General features: G+C 41.0%; 15 protein-coding genes and 1 tRNA gene. 11 read left to right on the forward strand and 5 right to left on the reverse strand.

Annotated features, from left to right (window positions below):
* Positions 1-648 carry a ribosome biogenesis GTP-binding protein YihA/YsxC gene (yihA, locus tag KQP93_RS02055; protein ID WP_217875645.1) on the reverse strand — a complete coding sequence of 216 codons (648 nt, stop codon included), beginning with the start codon at positions 646-648 and terminating at the stop codon, positions 1-3.
* Positions 649-931: 283 nt separating this feature from the next.
* On the opposite strand from yihA, the gene KQP93_RS02060 reads away from it, so the two are divergent.
* From KQP93_RS02060 to KQP93_RS02070, 3 genes are all read left to right on the forward strand, one after another.
* Positions 932-1,564, forward strand: coding sequence for a c-type cytochrome (locus tag KQP93_RS02060; protein WP_054561153.1), 633 nt, complete (start codon positions 932-934; stop codon positions 1,562-1,564).
* Positions 1,565-2,315: 751 nt separating this feature from the next.
* The gene (gene yihI, locus KQP93_RS02065; RefSeq protein ID WP_217875646.1) at positions 2,316-2,915 is read left to right on the forward strand and encodes a Der GTPase-activating protein YihI; all 600 of its coding nucleotides are present in this window, start codon (positions 2,316-2,318) and stop codon (positions 2,913-2,915) included.
* Complete coding sequence (locus tag KQP93_RS02070) at positions 2,912-3,427, forward strand: DUF2489 domain-containing protein (protein ID WP_054561152.1); 516 nt, start codon at positions 2,912-2,914, stop codon at positions 3,425-3,427. Before yihI ends, KQP93_RS02070 begins: the two co-directional genes overlap by 4 nt.
* 62 nt (positions 3,428-3,489) lie before the next feature.
* Here the strand turns inward: KQP93_RS02070 and hemN are convergent, their stop codons facing one another.
* Entirely contained in the window at positions 3,490-4,863 is a 1,374-nt protein-coding gene (hemN, locus tag KQP93_RS02075; RefSeq protein ID WP_217875647.1) for an oxygen-independent coproporphyrinogen III oxidase, read from the reverse strand.
* A gap of 274 nt (positions 4,864-5,137) precedes the next feature.
* Here hemN and KQP93_RS02080 point away from each other — a divergent pair.
* From KQP93_RS02080 to KQP93_RS02095, 4 genes are all read left to right on the forward strand, one after another.
* Positions 5,138-5,214 (forward strand) — tRNA-Ile (locus KQP93_RS02080).
* A gap of 249 nt (positions 5,215-5,463) precedes the next feature.
* Positions 5,464-6,171, forward strand: coding sequence for a hypothetical protein (locus KQP93_RS02085; RefSeq protein WP_217875648.1), 708 nt, complete (start codon positions 5,464-5,466; stop codon positions 6,169-6,171).
* 21 nt (positions 6,172-6,192) lie between these two features.
* Positions 6,193-6,696, forward strand: a complete 504-nt coding sequence (locus tag KQP93_RS02090; RefSeq protein WP_058585954.1) for an RNA polymerase sigma factor — start codon at positions 6,193-6,195, stop codon at positions 6,694-6,696.
* A 5-nt stretch (positions 6,697-6,701) separates the two neighbouring features.
* Positions 6,702-7,271 (forward strand): hypothetical protein, encoded by a 570-nt coding sequence (locus tag KQP93_RS02095; protein ID WP_217875649.1) that lies wholly within the window; start codon positions 6,702-6,704, stop codon positions 7,269-7,271.
* A gap of 241 nt (positions 7,272-7,512) precedes the next feature.
* Here the strand turns inward: KQP93_RS02095 and galE are convergent, their stop codons facing one another.
* Positions 7,513-8,526, reverse strand: a complete 1,014-nt coding sequence (gene galE / locus KQP93_RS02100; RefSeq protein WP_217875650.1) for a UDP-glucose 4-epimerase GalE — start codon at positions 8,524-8,526, stop codon at positions 7,513-7,515.
* A 230-nt stretch (positions 8,527-8,756) separates the two neighbouring features.
* On the opposite strand from galE, the gene KQP93_RS02105 reads away from it, so the two are divergent.
* On the forward strand, positions 8,757-9,260 hold the full coding sequence (locus tag KQP93_RS02105; protein ID WP_217875651.1) for a DUF3016 domain-containing protein: 504 nt from the start codon (positions 8,757-8,759) through the stop codon (positions 9,258-9,260).
* Between the two features lie 944 nt (positions 9,261-10,204).
* On the opposite strand, the gene KQP93_RS02110 is transcribed toward KQP93_RS02105, so the two are convergent.
* The gene (locus KQP93_RS02110; RefSeq protein ID WP_054554123.1) at positions 10,205-10,495 is read right to left on the reverse strand and encodes a hypothetical protein; all 291 of its coding nucleotides are present in this window, start codon (positions 10,493-10,495) and stop codon (positions 10,205-10,207) included.
* Positions 10,496-10,567: 72 nt separating this feature from the next.
* On the opposite strand from KQP93_RS02110, the gene KQP93_RS02115 reads away from it, so the two are divergent.
* Positions 10,568-10,780 (forward strand): hypothetical protein, encoded by a 213-nt coding sequence (locus KQP93_RS02115; RefSeq protein ID WP_054554124.1) that lies wholly within the window; start codon positions 10,568-10,570, stop codon positions 10,778-10,780.
* 3 nt (positions 10,781-10,783) lie between these two features.
* Here the strand turns inward: KQP93_RS02115 and epmB are convergent, their stop codons facing one another.
* Positions 10,784-11,797 carry an EF-P beta-lysylation protein EpmB gene (gene epmB / locus KQP93_RS02120; protein ID WP_217875652.1) on the reverse strand — a complete coding sequence of 338 codons (1,014 nt, stop codon included), beginning with the start codon at positions 11,795-11,797 and terminating at the stop codon, positions 10,784-10,786.
* Between the two features lie 41 nt (positions 11,798-11,838).
* Here epmB and efp point away from each other — a divergent pair, with 41 nt between their 5' ends.
* Complete coding sequence (efp, locus tag KQP93_RS02125) at positions 11,839-12,405, forward strand: elongation factor P (protein ID WP_054554126.1); 567 nt, start codon at positions 11,839-11,841, stop codon at positions 12,403-12,405.
* 227 nt (positions 12,406-12,632) lie between these two features.
* Positions 12,633-13,607, forward strand: coding sequence for an elongation factor P--(R)-beta-lysine ligase (gene epmA, locus KQP93_RS02130; RefSeq protein WP_217875653.1), 975 nt, complete (start codon positions 12,633-12,635; stop codon positions 13,605-13,607).
* The last annotated feature ends 44 nt before the right edge of the window (positions 13,608-13,651 follow it).

Below are 13,651 nucleotides of genomic sequence, written 5' to 3' on the forward strand. Positions count from 1 at the left end.
TTAAGCTTCTGGTTGTTCTTCAGACTCAGGTGCTTGCGCTTCAATGGGTCCTAAAAACCATTCATCTAGCTTTTTAGCAACTTCAGGTAAGCCAGTGCCTTTTAATGAAGAAAAAGCGTGCACTGTAATATCACCGTCTAAGCTGCTTAACTCACGACGAACTTGTAAAACTTGTGCTTTACGCGCACCTTGTTTTAGTTTGTCGGCTTTAGTTAATAGTGCCAGCACTGGAATTTCGCTGCCCACCGCCCAATCGATTAAGTCACGGTCTAAATCTTTTAACGGGTGGCGAATATCCATCAAAATAACGATACCTTTTAAGCTTTGACGCTTTTGTAAGTATTCACCTAGTGACTTTTGCCATTTCTTTTTCATTTCGATAGGAACTTTAGCAAAACCATAGCCCGGTAAGTCGATAAGGCGTTTATCGGCATCAAGTTCAAAGGTATTGATCAGCTGAGTACGACCGGGTGTTTTAGAAGTACGCGCTAACTTTTGATCTGTTAACGTGTTTAAAGCACTTGATTTACCCGCATTAGAGCGACCAGCAAACGCGACTTCAATCCCCGTATCAGCAGGTAAGCGTGAGATATCAGGTGCGCTGGTAACAAAGGACGCAGTATTGTATTTGATACGAGATTTGAGCACAGGCTCTCCTAGTCTTTTATAAAAAATAACAAACAGTGGCTAATTTCCACTTAAGGCACGTATTTTATACTATTAAAGCAGCATTCAAAAGCGTATTTAAGCGTGCTAAATTGGCTTTAAATTAGGAAAATTACTAGATATAAACTTAATCTAAGTCAAATCCCTATAAATTATGAGCTTAATGTGGGCAGAAAACGTGCCAGAGAATTTATTATCGTGTAGAATATAGAAATCACAACATCCATATTGTAGATGATACAGGGTCGGAAACAGAGAATTCACCATGAAAAAAATAGCACTATCTTTAACTATATTGCTTGGTACGTTGTCAGCAAGCAACGCAACAGCATTTGATGGCGATGTAAACGCAGGTAAAGAGAAATCGGCAACGTGTGCGGCTTGTCACGGCCCAGACGGTAATGCACCGGTTAATATCTACCCTAAAATTGCAGGCCAACACGCAGATTATATCTATAAACAATTACAAGAGTTTAAATTAGGTATGACATCTGGCGGCAAAGAAGGTCGTATGGATCCAGTAATGAGTGGTATGGCTATGCCGCTTAGCGATCAAGACATGAAAGACCTAGCAGCTTACTTCTCTTCTTTAAATATGTCTGAAGGTACAACACCTAAAGATGTAGTAGAAGTAGGTCAGCAGCTTTATAAAGCCGGTGATGCAGAGCGTGGTATTCCAGCATGTGCTGCGTGTCACGGTCCTCGTGGTAACGGTACATCACTAGCTAAATTCCCGAAAGTTTCGTTCCAACATCCAGAATACATCAAGTCACAACTTGAAAAATTCCGTGATGGTACGCGTAATAACGACTTAAACGGTATGATGCAAGACATCGCTAAAAAGCTAACAGACAAAGACATCGAAGTACTTTCAAAATACTTAGGTGGCTTACACTAAAGTCTGATTGCGGGTAGAAATACTCCGCAGTAATATGTGATTAGTGTGAAAAAAGCAGCGCAAGCTGCTTTTTTTGTATTTAAACCATGTCGAAATCTCCCACGCCTTTGTGAGACATTGTCCATACCGAGCTGTAAGCTAAATCTTATTTTTATTTCAATTTTATACATAACCCTTTGTTATTAAATGGTTTGATCTTGTTGCAATATCTTATCTGTAAGAAAAATTATATAAATCAGTTGTAACAAAATTATTAATGAGTAAATTAACCACTGTCGCTGAGACAGCAAAAACAACATGGACAATGTAATAAGGAAAGTGACTGCGGCAAGTCTTTAGGGGTTGACACTGGTTAGGTGTCCTAAAGGAAATAACAAAAAAGCGTCAGGATTGACCGAGAATAATAAAAGCTCATGGAAGTTTAATAATAAAAACAAAATGGAATGCTACACGGAAGGTTAAAACAATAACAAAATGGATAAACAATAATAATAAAAATAATAAAGACTAAAAAGTCGAAGGGAGAAGTGTCCAGATAATTGGCGCTCAGATTAGTAGGCGGTAGAGATGTTTTCTCTACCGCCTTTTTATTTGTCCTGTTACAATAGCCACCGTTTGTACTAAAAGTATGAAAAGTGCGCAGTTCGTCAAGTTGACCAACCACATCCGCACATCGAATTCTTCTGGTTATGCCAGCATTACAATGCCACAAAGGCGTTGTGCACAACCTCTTAAGTGAGATGATCAAGATATGAGTAGAAAGAAAAAGTCGCGTAAAATTCCATCGAATGGTCCTGTACGTCTGAGCAAAGAAAAGCTTAGAGAGATGCGCGCGTTAAAAGAGCAGCGAGTTAAAAAGACCAAAGGTGCTAAACCTGGGTCTCGAAATGCACCTGATGCACAAAATGCAGAAAACACTGCTGCAAACAATCAACCGAAAGATAAGCGTGTTGGTAGTAAAAAGCCGGTTTCTTTAGTTGCGCCTAAGGCTGAGCCGAAAGTTGAAATGAAACGCAACTTAAAACCTATGGTTGAGCTTAAGAAAGTGACTGAGCCTGAACTAACACCAGAGCAAGAGTTAGAAGCGCTAGAGAATGACGAGCGTCTACTTAAGCTGGTTGAGCGTCATGAGCGCGGTGAGTTATTAACAGGTAAAGACGCTAAGTACTTCAATAGCCGTATTGCTCGCCACCAAGCACTGTGCGAGTTATTAGGCATTGAAGATGAAGACGAGTACGAAGATGACTTTGAAGATGATTCAGTTGATGAAGGTGAATCTGACTTCGATAAGTACTTATCTGATGACTTAGCCAATGAATGGTTTGATGACGAAGATGAGGATGAGCGATGAGCACAACCTTGATTATTGCCATTGTAATTGGTGCGGCAATTATCGCAGGGCTTGCGTTTTATGCAGGGCAACTTCTGTATAAACTAAAAGAGCAAAATAAGCTTATCGCCAAGAAGCAAGCTGAGCATGAGCAAAAGCTTGCGGCATCAAAAGCAAAGCGTAATGCAAAGTTAGCCGATAGCATTCATTTAATTGCCCGTGCAATGAATGAAGAGCAATGTGAGTTCTCAGAAGGTTGCTTACGTATTTGGGTGCTGATCTCTCAATACAGCTTTGCAGAAGAGTTTGAGCTAAGTGAGCGCTACCCAGGCATATTTAAAATGTACGAAGTCGTAAAAGATATGCCAACGCACGATGCCCGTAAGAAATACTCTAAAAAAGAGATTTTTAAAATGGACACTGCTCGCTGGCGTGCTGAAGAGCAGCATAGCGATGAAATTAAAGCGGATTGCGCACGTATAATTGAAGAGTTTAAAGCCGCTCCAGGCAGCGAAAACGTAGTATTTAATTAAGTTGACGTACCGTTGAATTAAGCCCAATAAAAAGCAGAGCCTAGGCTCTGCTTTTTGTTGGGCTAGATAACTCTCGAGAAACGAGTTTGCTTGATTTGTTGTTGTAGGTGCGCATCAAAGCACATACAAATAATACGAATAAATAAATTACCGCGAGCTGTTACTGTGATCTTATCTTGGCTAACAGACACCAAGCCATCAGCTAGTAATGGGTCGAGTGCCTGTAGTGCCTCGCAGAAGTAGCTGGCAAAGTTAATATTAAACTGTTTTTCGATTGCTGGAATATCCAGCTCAAACTGGCAGATCAATTGTTTGATAACCGCTGCACGTAACGTATCGTCATCAGTTAAAGCAACACCTTTACAGATTGCACTGCCATAGCCTTCTTGCACAGCTTTGTAATAGTGCTTTAACTCTTTTTCGTTTTGTAAAATGGCATTGCCTATTTGCGAAATAGATGACACACCCAAACCTAATAAGTCACATTGGCCATGCGTTGTGTAACCTTGGAAATTACGGTGTAACTGACCTGCGTTTTGTGCAATTGCTAGTTCATTGTCTTTACGGGCAAAGTGGTCCATACCAATAAACTGATAACCCGCCGCTAACATCTGCTCAAGGGTATTTTTGAACATAGTGAGCTTATCGCCCGCAGACGGTAAGTCAGCGTCTTTAATTTTACGCTGTGCAGCGAATCTATCTGGTAAGTGAGCATAGTTAAATACCGACACGCGATCAGGGTTTAGCTCAATCAGCTGTGCAATCGTCTCTTTAAAGCTCTCTGGTGTTTGCAGTGGCAAACCGTAAATCATATCGGCATTAATAGATTTAAAGCCAAGTTCACGAGCCTCACTTATTAAACCTTTTACAGATTGCACGCTTTGCGGGCGGTTAACTGCTAGTTGCACATCATCATTGAAATCTTGAATACCAAACGAAACACGATTGAAGCCAAGCTCACGTAGGTGAACTAGCATGCCATCAGCTAAAGAACGAGGGTCAATCTCAATACCGCGCTCAGCATCATCAGCAAAATTAAAATGCTGCTCAACCAACGCCATTAAGCGGCTCATTTGCTCTGCCGATAAGAACGTTGGCGTACCACCCCCTAAATGCAGTTGCTCAACGTTATAATCGGCAAAAAGCGTTGCTTGCTCAGCAATTTCAAGCGCTAAATTATCTAGGTATAAATCGGCTTTAGATTGATGACGCGTGATCACCTTATTACAACCACAGTAATAACAAAGCTGACTGCAAAAAGGGATATGGATATACAAAGATAAAGAACGGCTTTTCGATGCCGCAATTGCGTTAATCATATCTTGTTGGTTATAACCATCAGCTAAAGACAATGCCGTTGGGTAAGATGTATATCGAGGCCCAGAAATATTGTACTTGTTGATCAGAGATTGATCCCAGCTAGGTAAATTTATCACAGTCAGCACTCCGCAATTGATTGAGCGGCTATTTTAACGAGTTTAGCAAGTTAGCTATTTGATCTAGAACAATGTCGGAGGCTAGAAACTAATCGGCATGCTTTAAGGTCGTTGTAAAAACAAAGAGTTTACTATTTGAGCAGTTGATCTGGTGATTGTTAAAATAAAGGGTTTTGCTAGTGACAAGGTTACAAAAACTTTTTATACTGCATCCCGCTTTAGTCAGTTAAACCTGCTAAACGCATCAAAAAAATTTAGCTTTCGCTAATACAATGGCCCCTTAGCTCAGTTGGTTAGAGCACACGACTCATAATCGTTAGGTCCCCAGTTCAAGTCTGGGAGGGGCCACCATTTTCTTAGTGTAAAAACCCAAAAATCAAAAGCTTAAATCTATCTTAAAGAGCTGCGTTCCACTATTGTTCCACCTCTTTTTTATCCTTAAAATTCAATTAAATAAAATTGTTTTTAATTTTTTAAAAATATTTTGTCAGGTTTTCTGTGTTTGTCTCGTCTATAGCTGCAAATGACACGAAGTTGTTCTATTTGGTGGTAGCAATAGGCAGTGTCTTATGTATCTATTTTTACGAAAAGGACAAACTCATGACGACTACAACATCAACTGTGAATACGCTAAAACTTGATTCAACAAATGCACCATTTAGTGATGCTGCTCTTTGGTTAAAAGAAGGGTGGGGGCTATTTAAAAAAGCACCGTTTAAACTTTTTTTACTTATGACGCTGTTCGCTATTGTGCCTGGTTTAGTGCAGCTATTACCTGCACCTGCAGGTTTAACCGTATCAAAGTGGTTAGCGCCTATGTTAATGGCAACGGTGTGGCCTTTGTTATTTAACCTGAATAATCAGCAAGGCTTTTCATTTAAGCACAATGCAACATGGGCTAAGTGGGGGCGAGTTGCCGTGTGGTCAGTTGTTGGTATTTTACTGGCGCTGGTGCAATTTGCAGTAGGGAGTGCTTTGATAGGTAGTGAGCAGTTATCGGCTTTATTGTCAGGTCAGTTTGTTGATGTTGAGCGCTGGCGCGTAGGGGTCATGTTTGTGTCAATTGTTCCTATAAATATGCTGCTTATGTTTGTGGTACCTCTGTTACTTTTAAACAATGCTTCGCTTAGTGCAGCTGTTAAAGAAGGCATTACAACGGCACTAAAGGTGATTAAACCATTAAGCATGCTTTGTTTGATTAATATGCTTGTTACCTTTACTGCCCCTTATAGCCTTTTACCTATGTTGTTGGTAGGGCCGGTATTAGCATGTACCTACTTTTGTGCCTATAATCGTTTGTTCAAATAATAATAAAAACATGGAAGTACAGTGAAAGCTGATGTTCAAATAAACACATTGCTGAATGAATACGCGCCGCTGTTGGCGCGTGTTGCTGCAACTTACGAGATCAATCAAGCGCTACAAGATGAGCTAATTCAAGAGATGTCGTTGGCTGTTTGGCGCGCTTTTGAAAGTAATGACTCATCACCCGATGTTGCCTTTCGTGGCGATGCCAGCATAAAAACCTATATTGCCCGAATAGCTCACAATAAAGCGGTTGATCATGTGATAAAAGAGCAAAACCGCAAAGAGGTGGCAAGCTCTGAAAGTATTGATTACACCCAAGCATTAAGTGCGCATAAATCACCAGACGACAGTTTAGATTTAATGGCTGCCCTTCGTAAATTAACGCTGAAATATCGGCAGGTGCTTGCTTTACAGCTTGAAGGGTTTAATCAAAGTGAGATAGCTCAAACACTGGGACTGTCTGAAGATGCGGTGGCTAAACGTGTAAGTAGGGCAAGACAACAACTTGCGAGCCTAATGGAGTAAATAAAGTGGATAAATTCGAAGCAGATGATCAATTAGCTAAATGGCAGCAGGCATTCGTGCAAGCAACGCCGAAAGTGGATAGTGCAGCGTTAATAGCACAAACACAAAAGTCGCGAACTAAGTTAAAGCTAAAAGGGTTAATCGACTCTTTTTTAGGTGTTGTGGTAACCGTATTTTGTATTTACGCCATGTTGTTTGAGGCAAAAAATACCTATGAAACAATTATGTTTGCGCTATTAGTGCCTATCCCTTTAGGTTTTGGGATTTGGTCATACCGTTTAAGACGAAAGCTTTGGCAGGCAGAAACACTAGACGTTAATGCAATGCTTAATTTTAAAGAGAATCAGCTGAAACACCAAGCTCATTACTGGCATGTGAGTTTTATTGGCTGCGTTGTGCTTTGGTGTGCTTTGTTAATCGTTGCCTTGTTTAATATGGTTATGTTTAAAACATACAGCCTATGGCTTATCCAGCTTGGTATTAATGGTATTATCGTGCTGGCTGTTTATGTACGCTATAAAAAACTAAAAGCACAGCTAGCTGTAGCGCTTGAGAGTATTCAAGCAATGCGCTGATGTGCGACTTGACGAGCTATTCCTAAAACTTATATAACTGACTATTCAAATAATAATAAAGGATATAGAGATGGAAGTTTTATACAGTATTTTGTTTTGGGGATCGCCTGTCGGCTTAGGGTTGTTCTTTTTCTTATCGTGCACGGGGGCAGGGATACTTTTCTGGGGTATTGCGCAGCTTAAGAAAGCCTCATCAAATTAAAAAGCCGATGTGTGAACATCGGCCTTATAATGATTTTGACTATTTGTAACCGTTCGGGTTATTGCTTTGCCAGCGCCATGTATCTTGCATCATCTCATCGATACCACGCTCTGCTTGCCAGCCAAGCTCTTTTAACGCTTTTTCTGGAGCTGCGTAGCAGGCTGCAATATCGCCCGCTCGACGCGGCGAAATTTGGTAAGGTACGGCTTGACCGCTGGCTTTCTCAAAAGCGGTAACCATCTGCAGTACTGAATAACCATTACCTGTGCCTAGGTTAAATACGTGCGCACCTGTATCACTTGCAATTCGGTTCAGTGCTTTTAAGTGACCTAATGCTAAATCGACAACATGGATATAGTCACGAACACCTGTACCATCTACAGTATCGTAGTCATCCCCAAATACACCTAGCTTTTCTAGCTTACCCACAGCGACTTGCGAAATATAAGGTAATAAGTTGTTAGGAATACCATTTGGGTCTTCACCAATAAGACCAGATTCATGTGCGCCGACAGGGTTAAAGTAACGTAAGATAACAAAGGCAAAGCGTTCATCTGATTTCGCGATATCTTGCAGCATCATTTCAACCATAAGCTTTGATGTGCCATACGGGTTAGTCGTGCCACCAACTGGGAAGTCTTCGCGAATTGGCAAACTTGCTGGGTCACCGTATACCGTTGCTGATGAGCTAAATACTAACTTAAATACGCCAGCATCACGCATAGCATCAACCAGAGTCAGTGTACCTTGTACGTTGTTTTGATAATACTCGATAGGTTTTACAACCGATTCACCAACCGCTTTTAAACCTGCGAAGTGAATAACACTATCAATCGTGTGCTCACTGAAGATTTTGTCTAAGCAAGCTCTATCTAAAATATCACCTTGATAAAACGTGACGTCTTTACCGGTGATTTGTTTTACGCGAGCCAATGACTCATTTGATGAATTGCTTAAGTTATCGAGTACAACAACGTCAGTATCTTGTTGTAATAACTCTAATACGGTGTGAGAACCGATGTATCCGGCTCCGCCGGTGACTAAAATGGTCATAAAATATCCATGAACTATACCTGGTTGAATTAGCCTTATTTCATCACATTTCGGCCTAAATTACATGAATTAATTGTGATTTACGGCGATAAAGCAAAAACATGAATCGCTTGTTTTTGATTACATTTTGCACCATATTGGTTACACCTAAGTGTTTAGATATTAAGCTATAGTTAATTGTCAGCAGCTAAAATTTAATCATTAGCTATACCTGTTAAGTGGAGAAACAGATGAATACAGTAAAAAAAATAGCCTTAGCAATCGTTGTTGCACTACCTGCTTTTGCTCACGCAGGAGAGGCAAAAGTTAAATGGCATGACTTTAACGATTACCGCGATGTAGAACCTGGTAACAACTCACCGAAAGGTTCATTTCATAAAAATGTGGCAAAGAATTTTGAAAAACACTTTAATAAACTTGCTGAAAAGTTACCTGAAGGCTACACCTTCAATGTTGAAGTGACTGAGCTCGACCTAGCGGGTGATGTGCGTTTTGGTACCATGAATGAACTACGTATCGTTAAGCCAATTTATTTTCCGCGTATCGACCTAAATTATTCGATTACCGACAAAGACGGTAAAGTGATAAGTGAAGCAAACGATGTAAAGCTTAAAGACATGGGCTTCATGGATCGCATGAAAATGGGGCGCGATGAAGCCTATTACTACGACAAGCGTTTAATCACGGATTGGTTTGAAGATGAGTTATTGCCGTCGTTAAATTTGGGTGAATGATAGCTGTCAGCTGTCAGCTGTCAGCTGTCAGCTGTCAGCTGTCAGCTGTCAGCCGTCAGCCGTCAGCCGTTAGTTTTAAGCAGAATTGTGTTGTTTGTGGGTCTTGTAAAAGACCTGCAACGTGGGAGGCGTTTTAACGCCGAAAAGCAATTAACGGCTAAAGCTGCTCCCACATGTAGGCGTGAAATTTATTTCGCGCGAAAATATTTGCATAAAGATATGTGAATGAGGAAGTGATGATAGTACTTTTTTGTTTCCCTCTAAAGCGCAGCGCCTCTTAGCCTCTTTGTGAATTAAAGATCTTTTTCCAACCACAGAGGACACAGAGAGCACAGAGGAAAAAAGAGAGATTCAAATAGTGTTTATGTTCAGTGAAGCGTCTCTAATTCTCTTTGTGATAATTTGGTTCTCTCTGTGTAGCGCGCAGCGCCTCTGTGTTCTCTGTGGTTCAAATATGTTTAAGGAGTAGCCATCAGATTTCAGCCGTCAGTTTCGAGCCGAACGGTGTTGTGTGTGGGTTCTTTAATGATTTTCGGTTTGGTGCTGAGTGCAAGACGCGCCAAGCAAGCGTGACGCCTACGATTGATGTAGGCGTGAAATTTATTTCGCGCGAAAATATTTGCACAACGAGAAGTGAATGAGAAGAGAATTAGGAAATCAAAAGACCCTTCATGTTAAGCACAGCGTCTTTTATCCTCTTTGTGATAATTTGGTTTTCTCTGTGTAGCGCGTAGCGCCTCTGTGTTCTCTGTGGTTCAACATGTTTTTGCACAAAGAGAAGTAAACGAGAAGAAAAAGAGTAAACTAAAAGATATCTTAATTTATTGCTTCTTCAGCGAAGCGTCTCTTATCCTCTTTGTGAGATTAAATGTCTTTGATGTAGGCGTGAAATTTATTTCGCGCGATAGCCTCTATTTACAATAAATAAAATAGAGGCTTTTACGTTACTTAAACGTCGCTAACAGTTGTAGTAACTGTTGCAGTTTAATAACGGTTTTTTTCAGTTTTTCTTCGTCCATCCCGTCGTTGCTTAAGCTTTCTACATCAGCAGCAACATCGAGAACGTAAGGTTTAAAGCGTTTCGCTTCAAAATCAAAGCCAGCATCTTTTGCAAATAAGGCTTTGAATTTGCCATGGCCTTGCTGCTGTAAATCATCTAATTTTTTATCAGCATCAAGTGCCTGACGATAAACGATTTTTAGGTTAGCATTGAGTTGTTCAATAATTGAATCCATTTTTTTCCTAAAGCTTTAGACTGCAATGCCGATATAGTACGTGGATTGTCATAAAAAGTCAGGTAATGAACTATGAATATATCAGGATCAAGCTTACCAGCGATGAGTGGCGGTGGTGAGAGCGCAGAAGTTTACAGCGCATCGCTTGCTAAAAAACAGCAAAAGGCTGATGGTGCTGCGGCACTTGCACTTATCGAAGGCGCAGCAATGAACACCAGTGCTGCACAAACACCTGCTAAGTCGGTAACTGCGACACTAGGTAACAACGTAAACGTATACGTTTAACTGTTAAACTAGATTGAGATCGATAGGTGTTTTACTTTTTTCGCCGCCGATCTCGCGCACCAGCTTAGGAACTAAGAACCCCGGCAATGCTGCCAGCATAGCCGTTACAATTTCCCGTGCCTGACTCTCAGCGATATCAAAATGGCTAGCACCCTCAACTTTATCGAGTAGATGTAAGTAGTAAGGAAGTATATCTGCCTCAAACAGAGCTTCACTTAACGCAACTTGCGACTCAACAGAATCATTCACATCTTTTAGTAATACCGCCTGATTTAATAACGTAACCCCCGCAGCTTTTAACTTTTGCATGGCCGTTTTAAAGTCATCATCAATTTCGTTAGCGTGATTGATATGATTTATAAACACCACCTTTAAAGGCGATGCAGCAAAGCGTGCACATAGCTCATCGGTAATTCTTGCTGGGATCACAACAGGTAAGCGGCTGTGAATACGCATGCGTTTAATTTGCGGAAGCTGCTCTAACTCATCCATAAACCAACTAACAGCATCGTCTTTGGCCATCAATGGATCGCCACCACTTAAAATGACTTCGTTGATGTTGCTGTCTGCTTTTATGTAAGCCAGTGCGTCAATCAAGCTGCGTTTGTTTAATTGGTTTTCTTGATAAGGAAAATGGCGTCTAAAACAATAACGGCAATTTACAGCACAGCCGGTTTTAAACATCACTAAAACCCGAGAGCGATACTTGTGTAACAAACCAGGTTGGTTGTTATCTTGCTCTTTTAGAGGATCTTTGTCGTAACCTGTTTTTGCTAAAAACTCTTGGTGTCTTGGCATCACTTGCAGCAAAAGAGGGTCGTTTATGTCGCCATAACGCATTTTTTTGATAAAAGGCAGTGGCACGCGGACAGGAAAAAGACTGCGTGCTTTGAGGTCTTTTTCGTCTACTTTGCTTGATAATCCTAGCATTTCTAGCAAGCGTTCAGGACAAGTGACAACATTTGCCAATTCTTTTTGCCAGTTTTTATGCAAATTTACTTCATTTCTTTGTATCATTGACACGTAGATTACTCGAAATTATTTAGACAGAGGAAACGATGGCGAATTATAGCACCAATGAGTTCAAGGGCGGCCTAAAAATTATGTTAGACGGCGAACCTTGCAGCATCTTAGAAAATGAAATGGTAAAACCAGGTAAAGGCCAGGCGTTTAACCGTGTTCGTATTCGTAAACTTATCACAGGTAAAGTACTAGAAAAAACATTCAAGTCAGGTGAATCAGTTGAAGGTGCAGACGTAATGGATACAGATTTAGCGTATCTATACACTGACGGTGAGTTCTGGCACTTCATGAACAACGAAACATTTGAGCAAATCGCTGCTGACGAAAAAGCACTTGGCGACAATGCAAAATGGTTAGTTGAAAATGACGTTTGTACTATCACGCTTTGGAACGGTAGCCCAATCGCTGTGACTCCACCAAACTTCGTTGAATTAGAAATCACTGAAACAGATCCAGGTCTAAAAGGTGATACAGCGGGTACTGGCGGTAAACCAGCAACATTAAGCACAGGTGCTGTTGTTCGTGTTCCTCTATTCGTACAAATCGGCGAAGTGATCAAAGTTGATACACGTAGCGGCGAATACGTGAGCCGTGTTAAGTAACAGGCTTAAATAATACCAATTCGCAATAATACTTAATCATTTTGAGGGATAAAACCTGTCGCTAGCTGCGTTAAAAACTTCTGATTTAGAACAACTAAATAACGAATTTTTTGCCTTGCTTTCAACAAGGTTTTATTGCCTCAAAATAGACCACTTAATTAAGCGAGTTGGTATGAATTTATTATAAAATCCCAGCTTCTGCTGGGATTTTTTTTGGGAAACACTTTATGTCTAATGTCCTTTGGCAACCAAGCGCCGATATTGAAACTTTACGCCACCGTGCCGCTATCATCCGCCGTATTCGCGAGTTCTTTTATGCGCGGGATGTTATGGAGGTTGAAACGCCAAGCTTAAGTGCGGCCAGTGTAACCGATGTGCATTTAGCGACATTTAGTACCGAGTTTGTTGGTCCTGGTCATGCTGGTGGCTTACCACTTTATTTGCAAACGTCACCTGAGTTTGCCATGAAGCGTTTACTTGCTGCAGGCTCTGGGGCTATTTTCCAGCTATGCAAAGCCTTTCGTAATGAAGAGGCGGGTAGTCATCATAATCCTGAATTTACAATGCTTGAGTGGTATCGTCCGGGTTTTGATGAATTTGCGCTTATGGATGAAATGGATGAGCTTATGCAATTGGTGCTTGGCGTAGAAAGCGCAGAGCGACTCACTTATCAGCAAGCCTTTATGAACGCCTTAGGTGTTGACCCTTTAACTGCTGATATCAGCTCATTGCAGCAACTAGCAACAGAGCAGGGCTTTGCCGATATTGCCGCGAATGAAACGCACCGCGATACCTTGTTACAGCTATTATTTTGCATGAAGGTTGAGCCAACTATTGGCCAAGAGAAGCCTTGTTTCGTTTATCATTTTCCTGCATCGCAAGCAGCTCTTGCCCAAATTTGTCAGCACGATGAGCGAGTAGCAGGGCGCTTTGAGTTATATTTTAAAAATATGGAACTGGCAAACGGCTTTAATGAGCTGACCAATAGCAAAGAGCAAGCAGCTCGTTTTAGTGAAGATAATCAGTACCGTGAAGCAAATGGCTTAAAGCAAGTGCCAATGGATGAACGTTTAATAGCTGCACTAGAACATGGCTTACCACAATGTGCAGGTGTCGCACTGGGCATTGATCGACTCATTATGCTGGCAACGAATAAGCAAAAGATTAAAGACGTACTCGCCTTTGATGTTGAAAGGGCTTAACTTTTTTGGCTCTAGGCTCTAGGCTCTAGGTGTTTGGGTGCTAG

This window comes from Pseudoalteromonas shioyasakiensis, assembly GCF_019134595.1.
In the GTDB taxonomy this organism is placed as follows: Bacteria; Pseudomonadota; Gammaproteobacteria; order Enterobacterales; family Alteromonadaceae; genus Pseudoalteromonas; species Pseudoalteromonas shioyasakiensis_A.

Excerpts from the sequence above, each read along its gene's own strand:
- epmB (WP_217875652.1), bottom strand. The coding sequence starts at position 11,797 with ATGATACAAAGAAATGAAGTAAATTTGCATAAAAACTGGCAAAAAGAA.
- KQP93_RS02105 (WP_217875651.1), top strand. The coding sequence starts at position 8,757 with ATGAATACAGTAAAAAAAATAGCCTTAGCAATCGTTGTTGCACTACCT.
- KQP93_RS02085 (WP_217875648.1), top strand. The coding sequence starts at position 5,464 with ATGACGACTACAACATCAACTGTGAATACGCTAAAACTTGATTCAACA.
- KQP93_RS02110 (WP_054554123.1), bottom strand. The coding sequence starts at position 10,495 with ATGGATTCAATTATTGAACAACTCAATGCTAACCTAAAAATCGTTTAT.
- efp (WP_054554126.1), top strand. The coding sequence starts at position 11,839 with ATGGCGAATTATAGCACCAATGAGTTCAAGGGCGGCCTAAAAATTATG.
- KQP93_RS02115 (WP_054554124.1), top strand. The coding sequence starts at position 10,568 with ATGAATATATCAGGATCAAGCTTACCAGCGATGAGTGGCGGTGGTGAG.
- KQP93_RS02060 (WP_054561153.1), top strand. The coding sequence starts at position 932 with ATGAAAAAAATAGCACTATCTTTAACTATATTGCTTGGTACGTTGTCA.
- galE (WP_217875650.1), bottom strand. The coding sequence starts at position 8,526 with ATGACCATTTTAGTCACCGGCGGAGCCGGATACATCGGTTCTCACACC.
- yihI (WP_217875646.1), top strand. The coding sequence starts at position 2,316 with ATGAGTAGAAAGAAAAAGTCGCGTAAAATTCCATCGAATGGTCCTGTA.
- epmA (WP_217875653.1), top strand. The coding sequence starts at position 12,633 with ATGTCTAATGTCCTTTGGCAACCAAGCGCCGATATTGAAACTTTACGC.
- KQP93_RS02070 (WP_054561152.1), top strand. The coding sequence starts at position 2,912 with ATGAGCACAACCTTGATTATTGCCATTGTAATTGGTGCGGCAATTATC.